The sequence below is a fragment of the Shewanella sp. OMA3-2 genome (assembly GCF_021513195.1).
Taxonomy (GTDB): domain Bacteria; phylum Pseudomonadota; class Gammaproteobacteria; order Enterobacterales; family Shewanellaceae; genus Shewanella.
In genome coordinates this window covers 2,928,359-2,944,275 of the sequence record NZ_CP090974.1, presented here as the reverse complement: position 1 = coordinate 2,944,275, position 15,917 = coordinate 2,928,359, and the positions used below count along the sequence as shown (strand labels likewise).

Genomic DNA, 15,917 nt, shown 5'->3' with positions numbered 1-15,917 from the left:
AGACTTGAATAAATAGATCTATGTTTATGTTTCCACAAGATTATCTTTCAATAAAAATGGCCATCGCTAATCACGATGGCCATTTTTATACCACAATCAAGTCAACTATTTCTGGAACTGATACACACTACCCAATTTCAATATTTGGGTTAATTCATCTAATGACGTGCGAGACTCAATGATCAACTGAGGGTCAGCTAAATCTGCAACAGTTAGGCTATCGCGGTAATGCTTATCAACCCATGTGTTTAAACGTGTAAACAAGTTGTCATTCATTATGGTGTGTTGATTGACCGCTTCAATTTCTAACTCATTCATTGCAACACGAAGACGAAGACATGCCGGTCCGCCGCCATTTTGCATACTTTGTTTTACATCAAAGTATTTAACCTGTGTAATGGGAGTACCCAAGGTAACAAGTTGATTTAAATATGCGAATACCGCTGGGTTTTCTTGGCAGTTAGTCGGCGCAATGATGGCCATTTCACCATTAGGTAAAGTGATGATTTGAGTATTGAATAAGTAGCTTTTAACCGCATCATCAATAGATACTTGATCGGTAGACACTTTAATAAAATGTACTTCTGAATTCATTTTTTGACGAATTTCAGCAAATTTTGCCTCAGTATTTAAAAATGCCTGCTCATGATAAAACAGCACATTCTGGTTACCGACTGAAATAACATCGTTGTGAAACACACCTTGATCAATCACATCAGGATTTTGTTGCATGAAAACACAGCTTTCATCTTCAAGTTGGTGCAAACGTGCGACAGCTTGTGATGCTTCTAATGTTTGACGTGCTGGAAAATTTTTGGGTTTTGGCGCATTGGGATTTGTTGCACTTTGACCATAGACAAATAACTCAACACCGGCTTTACCGTAATCACTGCATAAACGAGTGTGATTGGCAGCGCCTTCATCACCAAAGTTGGCATGCTCAGGTAAATGTAGATGATGTTTGAAATATCGGTCGTTATTAAATGTTGCTTTTAATATGCTTCCGGTAGTTAGCGGTTCAATACTTCGATGCAATTTATCCACCAAATTAGCTGGGGTAAAGTGCACTTTTCCATCACGGGTATCTGCGGAAGGTGATACTGTTGCCGCATTGGCAGTCCACATACTTGAGGCACTGCAACAAGCGTTTAGTAACGCAGGGGCTTGCTCAGCGGCTTTTTGTATTACTTCTGAATCTGTTCCGCTAAAACCAATTCTACGCAGTGTATAAAGGTCTGGGCGCTCCTGAGGTGCGAGTACACCTTGTACCATACCTAAGTCTGCAAGCGCTTTAGCTTTTAATAACCCTTGTTTGGCAGCTGCTTTTGGATTGGAGGCTTGTGCGGCATTAGAATACGATGCCACATTACCAAATGATAAACCGGCATAATTATGAGTCGGGCCTACTAATCCATCAAAATTTGCTTCAAATTGCTTCATGGCTAATCCTTCATTGATTATTGTTATTATGATTTCGACATGGAAATAACGTTAAATTTGCATGTAAGAAATGACTAAATTACCGCAAGTATACGCAAGCTAAGAGGGTTAACAAGCTGTTTGGTTTTTGTTCAATTGGGCTTTTTTGACTAAAAATGCACTCAAGTTGCTCTCAAAAGTGTTTTTTTGAGAAATTAGTTTTAAAAATCGCATATTATTTTTCATTTTTTTTATTTTTGGCTGGAAAATTGCTCATTAATGCAGATAAAAACCAGATTTACTTGAAAGTCTTGCCGCAACACTCTATATATGGAATCAATTTTGTTATTTTCTGAGACTATTTGGCGCAAATCAAACTATGGGTAAATCGTTAGTTATTGTCGAATCGCCGGCTAAAGCCAAGACAATTAATAAGTATCTTGGTAAAGATTTCATCGTGAAGTCGAGCGTAGGTCACATCCGTGATTTACCGACTTCATCCACGTCTGATGGCACTCCTCCAGCAAAAACTGCTGCAGAAGTCCGTAAGATGTCACCAGAAGCCAAAGCTATATATAAGCAGGCTAGAGATAAACAAGCGCTTGTTGGCCGCATGGGGATTAACCCTGAAAAAGGCTGGGCAGCGAAATATGCAATACTACCTGGTAAAGAAAAGGTAGTGAAAGAATTAAAAGCACTCGCAGAGTCCGCTGACCAAATCTATCTCGCAACCGATTTGGACCGTGAAGGGGAAGCTATCGCCTGGCATTTACAGGAAATTATCGGTGGTGATGCTTCACGGTATCAACGAGTGGTGTTTAATGAAATCACTCAATCAGCAATTCAAGATGCTTTTAGTAAGCCATCTACATTAGACACCAATATGGTGAATGCCCAACAAGCGCGTCGTTTCCTCGACCGTGTTGTAGGTTTTATGGTGTCGCCACTGTTGTGGAAAAAAGTCGCACGGGGTTTATCCGCTGGTCGAGTGCAATCTGTTGCTGTTAGATTAGTGGTTGAGCGAGAAAGTGAAATTAAAGCGTTTGTTCCTGAAGAGTTTTGGGACATTCACGCGGACTTGAACACCAGTAAAGCTGAACAGTTGAAAATGCAGGTGTTGAAATATCAATCAGCGGCATTTGAACCCATTAATGAAGCTCAGGCAAAAGTTGCGGTTGATGCGTTAAAAGGGGCGACTTACAAGGTTGCTAACCGCGAAGATAAAGCGACATCAAGCAAGCCTTCTGCACCTTATATCACCTCTACACTGCAACAAGCGGCAAGTACACGTTTGGGTTATGGCGTTAAAAAAACCATGATGATGGCGCAGCGGTTGTATGAAGCCAGGCATATTACTTATATGCGTACTGACTCAACCAACCTGAGCCAAGAAGCGGTAGAAAATGTGCGTGAGATGATTGGCAAAGAATTTGGTGCCAAGTATTTACCTGCAGATCCTATTCGTTATGGTAGCAAAGAAGGTGCCCAAGAGGCGCATGAAGCTATTCGTCCTTCAAATGTGGATGTGCAATCGGCGTCAATGACGGATATGGAGCGTGACGCTCAACGTCTTTATGAACTAATTTGGCGTCAATTTGTGGCGTGTCAAATGACACCGGCTCAATATGATGCCACACGGTTAACTGTGGTTGCCGGCGATTATGAATTAAAAGCCAGTGGTCGTACATTGCGCTTTGACGGTTGGACACGTGTACAACCGCCAATGAGCAAGAAAAACGAAGACACTAGTACATTACCTGTAGTAGAAGTGGGTGATGTACTAACGCTTGATCAACTTTTACCCAAACAACATTTTACTAAACCACCGGCTCGTTACGGTGAGGCATCATTAGTAAAAGAGTTGGAGAAGCGTGGTATTGGTCGACCTTCAACTTATGCGACTATTATTTCAACTATTCAAGACCGTGGTTATGTACGAGTAGATAATCGCCGTTTCTTTGCTGAAAAAATGGGCGAAATTGTCAGTGAGCGTTTAGTTGAAAGCTTTAAAGATTTAATGAGCTATGACTTTACCGCCAGTATGGAACAAACTCTTGATGATGTTGCTCAGGGTAAGTTAGATTGGAAAAAAGTACTCGATGGCTTCTATGGTGATTTTACCAAGCAACTGTTAATGGCAGAAATGGACCCAACTGAAGGTGGCATGCGTTTAAACGACCCAGTGCTGACCGATATTGAGTGTCCAACATGTCAACGAAAAATGGGTATTCGTACCGGCTCAACAGGGGTGTTTTTAGGGTGTAGTGGTTATGCATTACCACCTAAAGAGCGATGCAAAACTACGGTTAACTTAACTCCTGGTGATGAAGCCATTAGTGATAATGAAGATGCTGAAACCGATGCGCTTCGTGCCAAGCACCGTTGTGGTAAATGCGGTACCGCAATGGACAGCTATTTAATTGACGAGTCACGTAAACTGCATGTTTGTGGTAATAACCCAAGCTGTGATGGATACGAGATTGAAAAAGGTCAGTTTAAAATAAAAGGCTATGAAGGACCTTTGATTGAGTGTGATCGTTGCAGTCATGATATGGAACTGAAAAATGGCCGTTTTGGTAAATACTTTGGTTGTACCAATACTGAATGTAAAAACACCCGTAAACTGTTAAGAAGCGGTGAAGCGGCACCACCAAAAGAAGATCCTATTTTCTTACCGGATCTTAAGTGTACTAAGTCGGATGCGCATTTTGTATTACGTGATGGGGCTGCTGGCATATTCTTAGCCGCAAGCACGTTCCCTAAATCCCGTGAAACCCGTGCGCCGCTAGTTGAAGAGTTGGTTCAATATCGAGATCTATTATGGGACAAGTATGCCTTTTTGGCCGATGCACCCGTTGAAGATGATGATGGCAACAAAGCTTCTGTTAGATTTAGCCGTAAAACGAAAGAGCAATATGTTGCTACCGACGTAGACGGTAAAGCCACAGGTTGGTCATCTAAGTTTATTGGTGGCAAGTGGGTAACTGAGTCGACAAAGTCGCCTAAGAAAAAAACTAAAAAGTAGTTTTTGCTTAATGCTTAATTTAAAAACGCCATCATTTTGATGGCGTTTTTGTTAAGGGAATAACCTGTAGCCATACTTGACTCTTAGGTGAGTCTGGTTTGATAGATTGTGTATATTAACCTCGTTAACTTGCACTTGGTGAGCGGGTGTTAACATTCGATTCAACGTTAACAAGTTAATACTTAGATTTAAGTGGTCTCATGGTGATTTATTGATTTTTTAACCTAAGTAGAGGTTAGGTTGATGTCATGTTATCGACTTATGTCAGTTTTAATTCCAAGTTAAATCTAGATCCCGCTAATGTTTTAAAATCCATCACTCAACTCATCTTCATGCTAAAAATTATCCATTTACGGCTTGAGTGTGGTAATTTGTTCGTTTGATTTTTTTAAGCGAGTTTATTCATGATAGTGGGTTTCGATTATGGCAGTGCCAATTGTTCAGTTGGGGCTTGGATTAATGAGCAAATAGAGTTAATCCCCCTTAGTGAAAATTCGAGTTATATGCCCTCGACGCTCTATGCCATGGACCGTGAGTTGATTGCTGAGGCCGTTTATAACGGTTTACCTGAAGCCTTAAAAGCTGAATTTTCTCATTTACGTAGCTCCCAATTAATGCGGGCGAAAATAATTCGTCATGAACTCGATTTATTGGTTGATGAACCCGCTGTATTTGTTGGTCAAGCCGCGATTGATGCTTATCTTGAAATGCCTGAGGAAGGTTTTTATGTGCGTTCGCCAAAGTCTTTTTTGGGCGCGACAGGGCTTAGAGCTGAACAAGTGGCTTTATTTGAGGATATCGTCACCTTGATGATGCAACACGTTAAACAACGTGTAGATCAACAGCTCACGGCTAAAGGCCTAAGTACGGCTACCCATGCGATGATTGGCCGTCCCGTTAACTTTCAAGGTATTGGTGGTGAACAAAGCAATCAACAAGCAGAAGCCATTTTAACTTTAGCGGCTATGAGAGCAGGCTTTAGCTCGGTAGGATTTTTATTTGAACCACTTGCCGCAGGAATGGATTTTGAATCAACGCTTAACAAGTCAGCCAATGTATTAGTTGTCGATGTCGGTGGTGGTACCACAGATTGCTCATTAGTAAAAATGGGCCCTGAGTTAATGAATAACCAACAACGAGATCAAGACTGTTTGGGTCACAGCGGGCAACGTATAGGCGGTAATGACCTTGATATAGCCCTTGCAATGCAAGGCTTTATGCCAAGTTTTGGCAGTGGCAGTACTATGTTAGATGGCAAGCCTATCCCTTCGAATTTGTTTTGGAATGCTGTTGCCGTTAATGATATTAGCGCCCAACGAGATTTTTATCATTTGTCCAGCAAGAAATTAATCGAAACCTTGATTAATGGCGCCGAACAGCCTGAATTACTGCAGCGTTTATTAACCATTCAAAAAAATCAAATGAGCTTTCAAGTGGTGCGTCAAGCTGAGCTTGCTAAAGTGGCGTTAACTGATTCCACTGTTAATATAGCCGCGCTGTCATTTGTGGAGAATGGCTTAACTATCGAGGTCAGTGTCGAGCAGTTTGAACAAGCCATTGCGCCGTCACTGGATAAAGTTAGTCAATTAATGCGTCAGGCTATGAGTAGCCTTGATAGTCAGGGTAATGTGTTAGATAACCCTGATATTGTCTATATCACTGGCGGTACCGCTAGAAGCCCTGCAATATACAAACAAATTGCCAAAGTGTATCCTCAAGCACACGTGGTGGTGGGTGATCACTTTGGTTCTGTAACCGCAGGGTTAACGCGTATGGCACAACAATATTTTAAGGAAATTTAATGAATATTAAGGTGAAATTAGTTGCTTTAGTCGCACTGAGCGGATTAATGATGAGCTGCAGTGACGATGTCGGTAAAGTAAGCTTAGGGCTATTTACTACCAAAGATGTGATTATTGACGCAAAGCATGACCCTAAAATACCAGGTGTGACTTGTCATATTAGCCGTATTAAAGCTGATTTAGACTTTGCTGATCCTTCTGATATGAGCATTAGTTGCCGTCAAACTGGACCTATTTCAGCAAATGATTTAGCTGACATAGATACCAGTAAAAGTGGTGAAGTGGTCTTTAAAGAGTCGTTAAGCATTTTATTTAAAAGCTTAAAAGTTAGACGGATTTTGGACAGAGAAAATCAAACCTTATTGTATTTATCTTATTCAACTAAAGAGACCAACGGCAGCCATAAGCATGCTTTATCAACGGTACCGCTTTATGGTACTCAAGCATGGGATTCATTGAAAATCGACAGTAAAAATTAAGGTTATATTTAGATAGCATAACAAAATAGGCCGCACCAATATTGGTGCGGCCTATTTGATAGTTGTTGATTATTTTGAGCTGAAGTTACTTAGCAATCGCTTGATTATATCGCTCAAAAGCGCGTTCAAGATCGGCGATTAAATCTTCAGTGTCTTCAAGACCAATATGCAAGCGAATAAGCGGTTTACTGCTATCCCATTGAGTTGCAGATCTTATTTTATCGATACCGAAAACACCTAAAATTAAACTCTCAAAGCCTCCCCAAGAAAAGCCCATTTTAAAATGCTGCATGTTTTCAACAAAAGCGGTAATGCTTCTGAGATCGCCATCTTTTAGTACGAATGAAAATAACCCATTAGCACTGGTGAAGTCACGTTTAAAGAATTCATGACCTGGGCATGTTTCAAATGTAGGATGTCTGACATGGTCAACTTCAGGGCGTTTTGCTAACCAATTAGCCACTTCAAGACCATTTTTGTGGTGCTGCGCCATGCGAACGCCCAATGTGCGTAAGCCTCTGGCTGCTAAAAAGACATCGTCGGGTGAGGTTGTCTGTCCCATTAAGTAGCTGTTTTCACGTAATTGTGGCCAGTGAACCTCGTTTGCTGTTGCTGTACCCATCATCACATCAGAATGACCCACAATGTATTTAGTCGCGGCTTGAATAGAGATATCAACGCCCATTTCAAACGGGCGAGAATTAATCGGTGAAGCCCAAGTGTTATCCAGCATCACAAGGATATTATGTTCATGAGCTATGCGACTGAGTGTTGGAACATCTTGTACTTCCATGGTGATAGACCCTGGTGACTCCAGGAATAGCACCTTAGTATTTGGACGAATTAGTTCACGTATGCCTTCACCTATCATAGGATCATAGTAACTGGTTTCTATGCCAAATCCTGCGAGCATTTTGTCGCATAAATCGCGTGTCGGTTCATAGGCAGTGTCGACCATCAACAAATGGTCACCACTTTTTAGAAATGATAATAGTGCGGCACTAATAGCCCCAGCACCCGATGGATATAGCGCAGTGCCAAAGCCGCCTTCAAGCTCTGCAATAGCTTCTTGAAAGGCGAAGTGTGTTGGCGTACCACGACGACCGTAGAATAATTCGCCATTAGTTTTATTTTTAATGGCAAAACGCATGTCGTCCATCGTATCAAACACGACTGTCGATGCTCTAAATACCGGCGGGTTAATAATGCCTTTAGTGTATTTTTTGTCCCGACCTAAACTGACTATTTGGGTTGCTTGTTTACCGTGTTTTTTCATTATTTATTTATCCACTAAAAACCTATTTAGCCATCCTAACATCTATACGGCTAAATGAAAGAGGCTAAAGAGAGATAATATCCACTACATTTGCCAGAAAGCTTATACCGTTTCCACTAGGGGTAAGATTAAACGGAATTCAACGCCGCTTTGATTAAGCTCATCTGATTGAGGAATCGTTTTGTCAGTCTGACTTTCTAACACACGGCTAACATTACCACTCACATTACTCGCTTTAATCGTGCCATGGTGAAAATCGGTCACTAATCTTGCGATATACAAGCCTAAACCAAGGTGGGGCTTGTTTGTTGGCATTTGTGGCCTGATTGAAACCATAGATTCAAAAATCTGCTCGCTCATGTCTTCAGGTAATTTGGGGCCGATATTGGTGACTTTTAAAATCGCCTGCTTGTGGTGTTGATTTAGCCTGACACTAATAGCAGTATCGGGATGGCTAAACTCAATCGCATTACTAATAAGCTTGTCCATTAATTGAGCAATATATTCAGGCACGCCATTACACATCATCAGTTTATCTTCAATCAATACGTCAAAGCGCTGTTCTGGATAGGTCATTTGATAACCTTGCATACAGCCGCCGATAACCTTTTTTAATGGGAAGATGGTGCGTTCAGCATGCAATAAACTGGCTTCTAGGTTGGTTGCTTCGGTTAAGTTATTTAAAATCAAATGTAACCGATTTACCCCGTCCTGCGCTCTATTGACATATTTCTTACTTGTTTGATCTAAACTTTGATTACTGAGGTGTTCTAAAGAACTGCGCACCACAGCGACAGGGGTACGTAGTTCATGCGATAGCCGCGATGACATGTTTTCCAAGTAGTGAGTATACTGACTTAACCTACCGACAATATTGGCAAAGCTGCGTGATAGATCGCCAATTTCATCGCGGTTTCTAGATGGGGTTATTTGATGTTTTACCCGTCCCTGGCTGTCAATGGCTAATTCTGCTTGGTCACGTAAGCGGCGAATTCGGCTAGAAATGCTCGATGCAAAAATGAATAACGCTAATGTGCCCATGCTCATAATAGTGAGAATAACGTTAAATAGCTTTTCCAGTGCTCGATTGCGCAAACTACGGATACCGTGAGTTGTTTCTTCGGCAATGACAACGCCCATCACTTTGTCATCAATCCAAATAGGGCTTGCAGCAGCTAATACCACGGCTTTACTATCGGGGGTTAATCGCCAAGTTGAAGCTTGTTTACCTGCGAGGGCATTTTCAATATGGCTACCACTTAATTCAGTTGAGTCCTGTAATGAATCAATGAAATCCTGCGGTGGTCTAGTGAGAATTTTATAATATAAGGGTAATAAGTATTGTTTATGGAAGTGCGCCCAAGCGCTTTCAGTTTTGGGATCGACTAAATCAATGTCCCAGGTATTACTTGATGTTCGAATATCACCCGAGCGAGCTAATACTCTGCCATGATTATCGACGACCCAAATGCGTGAACTATTGTGGCCCATACCTTTAACTATACTTTCAATTTCAGGCGAAGGCACCAGAACGGTACCTAACTCTGCAACTGAGGTGGTGGCTGAAGTACCTACAATATAGGTTAAATTGCGCACTTCATTGTCATCCACATTATGAATAGCGAATCCGAGCTTACTGCCAATCATCTCTAGTGGAATTCGAAATTCAATATTGTAGCCATTGGCTGTTTTTTGCCACTGACCTTGAATACGATTTTCCGGAATGACGGGCATTGATTGTGTTGGATCTTGAGGCAACTGATAAGCGCTTAGCCAGCCATCTTTAGTGTTAGCAATCACATAGCGCATAAATAAATTGTTAGGGGCAAGAGTTGCCATGACTAAGTGATCATTTCTATCAACCCGTAAACTATTCTTACTGCGGTAGATGACATTTGCATCATTGACCTCAAAAAAGCCATATAAATAACCCCCGTATTTCCCCACCATATGGGTAAAGTTAAGGTTGATGTCTTGCTGCGCATTTTGTTGATAAACAATGTGTTCTTTACCATAATGCAGTTTTCGGTGGCGGTATAATTGCCAGTCTTCTAATTTTCCGTCAAGTTGAATTGGCCCCGATAGCGGGTAAGCGTATAAGTCTCGGCCCTTTTGCACTTGAGTTAAAAAACTGGCTTGATTGTCAAACAGTTTAGGACGTTCATGTAGTGCAGTTGCCAACGCTTGAGTGGTACCTTCTAGGGTTTTTTCTTGCCCGTGGCGTAAGTACTTTTCCATTTCCCATACATATTCATACCCAAGCCAAGGTAGGCAGAGTAAAAAAAGTGACAGAATAATAACTTTTGCCCTAAGGCCTAATGGCAAATACATGTATAACCGTTTCCTTTATACACTATCCCAACGATAACCCATGCCATACACGGTATCGATACAATCAAATTCATTGTCGATGGCTAAAAACTTCTTTCGTATCCGCTTTACATGGGAAGTAATCGTGCTGTCATCCACATAAATTTTTGCTTCTTGCATTAAATCCTGTCGGCTACGGACATGTCCTGGATGTTTAGCCATAGCGTGTACCATCCAAAACTCGGTAACGGTTAATTCAATCGGCTGGAGCTTCCAAGTTACCTGAATACGGTTACCGTCAATTTGTAAATGATTGCGTATCATTAGATTATCTTCAATCGGGCTTGAACCAATCAATTCGGAGCGACGGAATAATGCCGCAATACGCGCCAATAAATGCGGGAAACTGACATCTTTGGTGAGATAGTCATCAGCTCCTAGCCTTAAACCACAAACGGTATCAAAATCGCCACTTCGTGCGGTGAGAAAGATAATCGGCAAGCTACTCGACATGGCTCGTAAAGATTGGCACAAGGTAAAACCACCATCAATTTCCCCTTCAAGGCCGATATCAATGATGGCTAGATCGGGTAGGCGAGCATTAAAGGCTAACATCGCCGTTGGGCGGTTAGGGTAGGCTTGTACACTGTAACCTTGCTGCTGAAGTACTTCTTTATAGTTGTCGCGAATAGCGGCTTCATCTTCAACAATCGCGATGCGTTTCATTAATCAGCAAATTCCATAATCTGTTTATTGTTGTGACTATACAGTAATTTATAGCGGGTTAAAGGGTTCAAAATCAATTGCCATTTTGTTGCCACAATTGAGCATAAGATTGCCATTTTTAAACCCATAAATAGCCATTTCTGTGTTGTTTAATAGTTTCATCGAGTCGAGGGCTCATATCGAACAACTCATTTATCAATATTAAAAACAGGAATGTCATTATGAAAAAGCAACTGGTCGCTATCGCCGTTATCTCATCAGTACTGTTTACCAATATAAGCTACGCAGCTCAAATTAATGTAGTACCTGAACGTGAAAATACTGAAGAACTTGTTGGCTTAAGTTCCGGGATAATATTAGGGGCCGTAGTAGGCGGGCCTATTGGTGCTTTTATTGGTGGATTAACCGGCTCATTAATTGGTAAGTCTGTAGGGGATAACTCTGAGATTAAAACACAACAGTCTTTATTATCGCAGCAGCAATATGAAATTAATGAGACGAGCCAAAAAATTGCACAAATGGATCAACAGCAGCAATCCTTAGTACAAATGAAATCAGAATTAGCGCGTGTTCAAGCACATCAACAACAAACCTTAACAGAATTAAGTATTGGCATGAATGTGCAATTTAAGACAGGTTCCAGCCAAATTGAACCTTTGTTTAAGCAACAGTTAGATAATGTGGCTTACATGATGGCATCGATGCCTGAACTTAATGTTGATCTAATGGGGTTTGCCGACCGTCGTGGTAATGATGATTATAACCAAGCGTTATCGGAACAGCGTTTACTTGAAGTGACCCATTATATTGTCGCCCAAGGGATTGATAAGTCACGTTTACAAGGTCAAGCCTATGGTGCCAGCGCACCTGTGCATCAAACCCAAAATTTTGAAAATGATTTTTTTGACCGTCGTGTAACACTCACGCTTATTCCTGAAAGTGCGCAATTAGCTGCCAATTAATTTAACCGTTTGTTCCACGTTATGGATTTAGTTAGCGGCATGAATAACATGCCGCAAAGGAGATGTTATGTTCGTCAAATTACCCTTTTGGTTGTGCCTAATCAGCGCATGTTGTTTAAGTTTTTCCTATTCGAGCATGGCATCACAAAATGCATATTCGAACCCAAATACGACAGCTGAAGCTGACGAAATCACCCAAGGTTTGATCAGTTATCATATTAATAATCAGTATAAACAGATGTTTGCCCTAGATACCCAGGTTGAAATGACGGTGTCAGGGTTAGTGAATAGAGTGACGGTAAAACAGATTTTTAATAATGTTGAAGACAGCTGGGTTGATGCAAAATATGTGTTCCCATTACCTGACAATGCTGCGGTTGATGGAATGAACTTGCTGATTGGCGACCGTGTAATTGAAGGCATGATCAAACCTAAGCAACAGGCTAAACAGCAATTTGAACAAGCTAAAAAACAAGGCAAGCAAGCGAGTTTAGTCAGTCAGCAACGCTCGAATGTGTTTACCACTCAACTGGCTAATATTGGTCCATTACAGCAAGTCAGCGTTGAAATTACTTATCTGCAAACAATTAGCTATCAAGATGGTTTGTTCAGCTTACGTTTTCCGCTAGTGGTCGCGCCGCGCTATAGACCTGATTTTCAACGCAGTGAATTCTCTGAAGCAAAACAGCTAATATCCCCCACAGTTGATTTCTCAGGTGTGCAGAGTCATTCCGAGGGAAAAAATACATCACCAAGCCATAAGGTATCGATAAATATCGACATAGACGGTGGTTTTGATATTACCCAATTAAGCAGTCCTTATCACGATATACAACAAGATCAAAATGGGCGAAAAACGAATATAAGCCTGCAAGGGAAAGTGCCGTTAGATCGTGATTTTGTTTTACAGTGGCAAACCAATGTCGGTGATGAAGTGGCTGCCACAGTTTTTTTTCAAACAGGTAAAACTTATCCCAAAAAACCAGATAATGGCTTAACGATTGATCAACCAAAAGATGTATATGCGATGGCTATGGTGTTTCCGCCAAGTTTAGCCCCTAGGACTTTGCAGCAAATTAATCGAGAATTAATTCTGGTTATTGATACATCAGGCTCAATGGCTGGAGAGTCCATCATTCAAGCTAAGCAGGCGTTAAGTATTGCCTTAACAGGACTTAAACCTACAGACAGCTTTAATATTATTGAATTTAATTCTAATGTCAGTGCATTGTTCAATGAAGCAAAACCAGCGAATAGTCTGTATTTACAAGAGGCAAAGCGATTCATTAGTTCTTTAAATGCGGATGGTGGTACTGAAATGGCACCCGCATTGGACAGGGCATTGACTAGCAGTACTAATGCTAGCCGCAAAGAAGGTAGCCTAAGACAAGTTATCTTTATGACAGATGGTGCGGTATCAAATGAGGCGAAGTTATTTGAACAAATTAGCCACCAACTAGAAGATTCAAGGCTATTTACGGTCGGGATTGGTTCAGCACCTAACTCACACTTTATGACACGTGCAGCTAGCGTCGGACGAGGTACCTTCACTTATATCGGTAAATCAGCGGAGGTTGAGCAAAAAATATCCCAGCTATTGACCAAAATAAGTCAGCCGATATTAACCGATGTTGAATTATATTTTCTTGATGGTAGCGTACCAGATTATTGGCCTGCACAAATTGATGATGTTTATCAAAAAAATCCGGTGACAGTCAGCTTTAAAATACCCGAACATCAACTGCAGCCAGTGATTATTTCGGGCCATATAAATGGTCAATATTGGCAACAACAGCTGGATTTTAACTTGGGCCGAGCAGCAATGGGAATTGATTTACTGTGGGCTAATACGCAAATAACCGCGTTGGAGCTAAGTCAAAGTCATGCGAATCGTCAAAAAGTTGCAAGGCAAGTCGAAGCGTTAGCTATGCAGTACCATTTAGTCAGTAACCAAACCAGTCTACTGGCGGTAGATGTTACTCCGGTGAATCCGCATCAATCTAATAAGCCTGAGCATCAATTAGCGACGTTATTACCTGCTGGATGGCAAACTAATGCGAGCCAACAAGGTGTGCTGCCACAGACAGCAACGGCGAGTCGTTTATGGTTGCTGGTAGGAATGAGTTTATTAGCGTTGACCTTACTCTACGGTCTGTGGCTAAAAGGTTTATTACCTGCACAAAGGCTTATTCTAAAAAGTGCGGAGTAACATTATGTTAGCTAGATTTATAAGATCAATTAACTTGCCATGGATAATTTTTTGTACTTTGTTACTTATGGCGTCAGCAATGATTATAAAAGGAGGTTACATGCAAACTAAAGCCCATTTTGCTCAGTATTTGATTGAGCGTGCATTTGTACAAACCTTGATTGATAACAAACCGCATAAACCTTGGTCTTGGGCTGATACTCATCCGGTGGCAAAAATTCGTTTTATTGATCAACGGAAAAAACTAAGCAAACAAGATATTTATGTCTTGGCGGGGATCTCGGGCAGAACATTGGCATTTGGCCCTGGTTTATATTTAGGTGGGGCGAATGTAGGTGAGCAAGGGAATACTATTATTGCAGGACATCGAGATAGCCACTTTCTGAAACTGAAGTACTTAACATTGGGTGATACTATCGAGTTGCAAAATGCCCAGGGTCAGTACACTCGTTATATAGTGACTGATTTACGAGTCGTACATGAAACCCAAGTTGATGAAATGGCCATGACAGATGACAGTCGATTAACCTTAATAACCTGCTACCCATTTGATAAATTGGGAGGTGATGCAGACCTTCGTTACATTGTTGAAGCAAAGGCTATATCAATAAGTCCATCAAACTTGATTTAATGGACCAATAACTAGTTAGATATTGGCATAACACGATTACGACCCAGTCGCTTAGCTTCATAAAGCAATTTGTCAGTGGCTTCTATTAGTTGACCGACATCTTGCTTGGGTTTCCATTCAGACACACCAAAAGATGCGGTGATCGAATCAATCATTTTTTCACTGCGTCTATCTTTTACACTGAGTTTCTCTATTGCACGTCGATTTGCTTCTGCAAGATGGCGAGCAACTCTTAGCTGGCTTTTGGGCACAATAATAGCAAATTCTTCACCACCAAAGCGATAAAGCTTAATGCCGTCACGACATGCTTCTTGTACACGTTTTGCCACTGTTTTTAAAACAAGATCACCAAGTTGGTGGCCAAAAGAGTCGTTAAACTTTTTGAAATGATCAATATCAATTAAAATCAAACAACAGCCTTCTGGGGCTAATTCAATTTGAGCATTGATATCTTCATCAAAAGCACGACGATTAAGTACATTAGTTAATGAATCATATAGAACATCTTTTTCCGACTCAGCCAAGCGCGTTTTAAGCGTATCAATTTCAGATTGAGCTTTTTGTAATTGCTGGGTAAAACAGATCGTACTGGTGCGAATATTTTCAGACTCTTTAACTATGTTACGCACGACACCGATAACTTGTTCTAATGAAAAACCTTGGTTTTCAAGATCGGCTAAACGGGTAAAGTCTTTATTAATCTGTGCTTGAAATGATTCGGTATCTGAATTGGTGTCTTTTAAAGATTGAGATAAATCACATACCATGGCATCGAGGTTTTTACGCATATCACGCACATCAAGTTCAACAGGATCTGCGACGTGTTTACGAAATAATAATTCACTGGTGACAGGAGAGCAGGTTTGATTTTGCTTGATGGCATTATCAAGTTCTACATTTAACTGTGGGTTTTTCTCGCCTACATAGGCATACCAGAGCGCATAATTAGTCGGCGTTGTAGGTATTTGATACTTAAGCATTAAAGGTACAGCTTTTTTTAAGTTAGCTGCAGAAAGCTGTAAAAGCGTGGTTGACATTCTAATCCTTTAATTCTCTATTGTAGTGATAAAAAAATATA

At 41.0% G+C, this 15,917-nt stretch carries 11 protein-coding genes; 6 read left to right on the top strand and 5 right to left on the bottom strand.

All coding sequences use genetic code 11. The annotated features are described in order from the left end of the window. Positions 1-105: 105 nt before the first annotated feature. Positions 106-1,440 (bottom strand): N-succinylarginine dihydrolase, encoded by a 1,335-nt coding sequence (astB, locus tag L0B17_RS13010; protein WP_235085373.1) that lies wholly within the window; start codon positions 1,438-1,440, stop codon positions 106-108. Between the two features lie 358 nt (positions 1,441-1,798). On the opposite strand from astB, the gene topA reads away from it, so the two are divergent. From topA to L0B17_RS12995, 3 genes are all read left to right on the top strand, one after another. After that, positions 1,799-4,444, top strand: a complete 2,646-nt coding sequence (gene topA / locus L0B17_RS13005; RefSeq protein ID WP_235085371.1) for a type I DNA topoisomerase — start codon at positions 1,799-1,801, stop codon at positions 4,442-4,444. A 404-nt stretch (positions 4,445-4,848) separates the two neighbouring features. Further along, positions 4,849-6,246, top strand: a complete 1,398-nt coding sequence (gene yegD, locus L0B17_RS13000) for a molecular chaperone (protein WP_235085369.1) — start codon at positions 4,849-4,851, stop codon at positions 6,244-6,246. Then, positions 6,246-6,725: a CreA family protein gene (locus tag L0B17_RS12995; RefSeq protein ID WP_443019894.1), complete on the top strand. Its 480-nt coding sequence runs from the start codon at positions 6,246-6,248 to the stop codon at positions 6,723-6,725. Before yegD ends, L0B17_RS12995 begins: the two co-directional genes overlap by 1 nt. 85 nt (positions 6,726-6,810) lie before the next feature. On the opposite strand, the gene L0B17_RS12990 is transcribed toward L0B17_RS12995, so the two are convergent. The 3 genes from L0B17_RS12990 to pdsR form a co-directional block, all read right to left on the bottom strand. Beyond that, positions 6,811-8,001, bottom strand: coding sequence for a cystathionine beta-lyase (locus L0B17_RS12990; protein ID WP_443019893.1), 1,191 nt, complete (start codon positions 7,999-8,001; stop codon positions 6,811-6,813). Positions 8,002-8,103: 102 nt separating this feature from the next. After that, the gene (pdsS, locus tag L0B17_RS12985; protein WP_235085367.1) at positions 8,104-10,332 is read right to left on the bottom strand and encodes a proteobacterial dedicated sortase system histidine kinase; all 2,229 of its coding nucleotides are present in this window, start codon (positions 10,330-10,332) and stop codon (positions 8,104-8,106) included. 15 nt (positions 10,333-10,347) lie between these two features. Beyond that, entirely contained in the window at positions 10,348-11,037 is a 690-nt protein-coding gene (pdsR, locus tag L0B17_RS12980) for a proteobacterial dedicated sortase system response regulator (RefSeq protein WP_235085365.1), read from the bottom strand. A 221-nt stretch (positions 11,038-11,258) separates the two neighbouring features. Here pdsR and pdsO point away from each other — a divergent pair, with 221 nt between their 5' ends. The 3 genes from pdsO (at position 11,259) to L0B17_RS12965 (ending at position 14,839) form a co-directional block, all read left to right on the top strand. Then, entirely contained in the window at positions 11,259-11,999 is a 741-nt protein-coding gene (pdsO, locus tag L0B17_RS12975; RefSeq protein WP_235085363.1) for a sortase-associated OmpA-like protein PdsO, read from the top strand. A 67-nt stretch (positions 12,000-12,066) separates the two neighbouring features. Next, the gene (locus L0B17_RS12970) at positions 12,067-14,208 is read left to right on the top strand and encodes a marine proteobacterial sortase target protein (protein ID WP_235085362.1); all 2,142 of its coding nucleotides are present in this window, start codon (positions 12,067-12,069) and stop codon (positions 14,206-14,208) included. Positions 14,209-14,308: 100 nt separating this feature from the next. Continuing rightward, positions 14,309-14,839, top strand: a complete 531-nt coding sequence (locus tag L0B17_RS12965; protein ID WP_235085360.1) for a class GN sortase — start codon at positions 14,309-14,311, stop codon at positions 14,837-14,839. Between the two features lie 11 nt (positions 14,840-14,850). On the opposite strand, the gene L0B17_RS12960 is transcribed toward L0B17_RS12965, so the two are convergent. Next, the gene (locus L0B17_RS12960; RefSeq protein WP_235085358.1) at positions 14,851-15,876 is read right to left on the bottom strand and encodes a GGDEF domain-containing protein; all 1,026 of its coding nucleotides are present in this window, start codon (positions 15,874-15,876) and stop codon (positions 14,851-14,853) included. Positions 15,877-15,917: the final 41 nt, after the last annotated feature.

Excerpts from the sequence above, each read along its gene's own strand:
- pdsR (WP_235085365.1), bottom strand. The coding sequence starts at position 11,037 with ATGAAACGCATCGCGATTGTTGAAGATGAAGCCGCTATTCGCGACAAC.
- pdsO (WP_235085363.1), top strand. The coding sequence starts at position 11,259 with ATGAAAAAGCAACTGGTCGCTATCGCCGTTATCTCATCAGTACTGTTT.
- L0B17_RS12965 (WP_235085360.1), top strand. The coding sequence starts at position 14,309 with ATGCAAACTAAAGCCCATTTTGCTCAGTATTTGATTGAGCGTGCATTT.
- L0B17_RS12995 (WP_443019894.1), top strand. The coding sequence starts at position 6,246 with ATGAATATTAAGGTGAAATTAGTTGCTTTAGTCGCACTGAGCGGATTA.
- pdsS (WP_235085367.1), bottom strand. The coding sequence starts at position 10,332 with ATGTATTTGCCATTAGGCCTTAGGGCAAAAGTTATTATTCTGTCACTT.
- L0B17_RS12990 (WP_443019893.1), bottom strand. The coding sequence starts at position 8,001 with ATGAAAAAACACGGTAAACAAGCAACCCAAATAGTCAGTTTAGGTCGG.
- L0B17_RS12970 (WP_235085362.1), top strand. The coding sequence starts at position 12,067 with ATGTTCGTCAAATTACCCTTTTGGTTGTGCCTAATCAGCGCATGTTGT.
- astB (WP_235085373.1), bottom strand. The coding sequence starts at position 1,440 with ATGAAGCAATTTGAAGCAAATTTTGATGGATTAGTAGGCCCGACTCAT.
- L0B17_RS12960 (WP_235085358.1), bottom strand. The coding sequence starts at position 15,876 with ATGTCAACCACGCTTTTACAGCTTTCTGCAGCTAACTTAAAAAAAGCT.
- yegD (WP_235085369.1), top strand. The coding sequence starts at position 4,849 with ATGATAGTGGGTTTCGATTATGGCAGTGCCAATTGTTCAGTTGGGGCT.
- topA (WP_235085371.1), top strand. The coding sequence starts at position 1,799 with ATGGGTAAATCGTTAGTTATTGTCGAATCGCCGGCTAAAGCCAAGACA.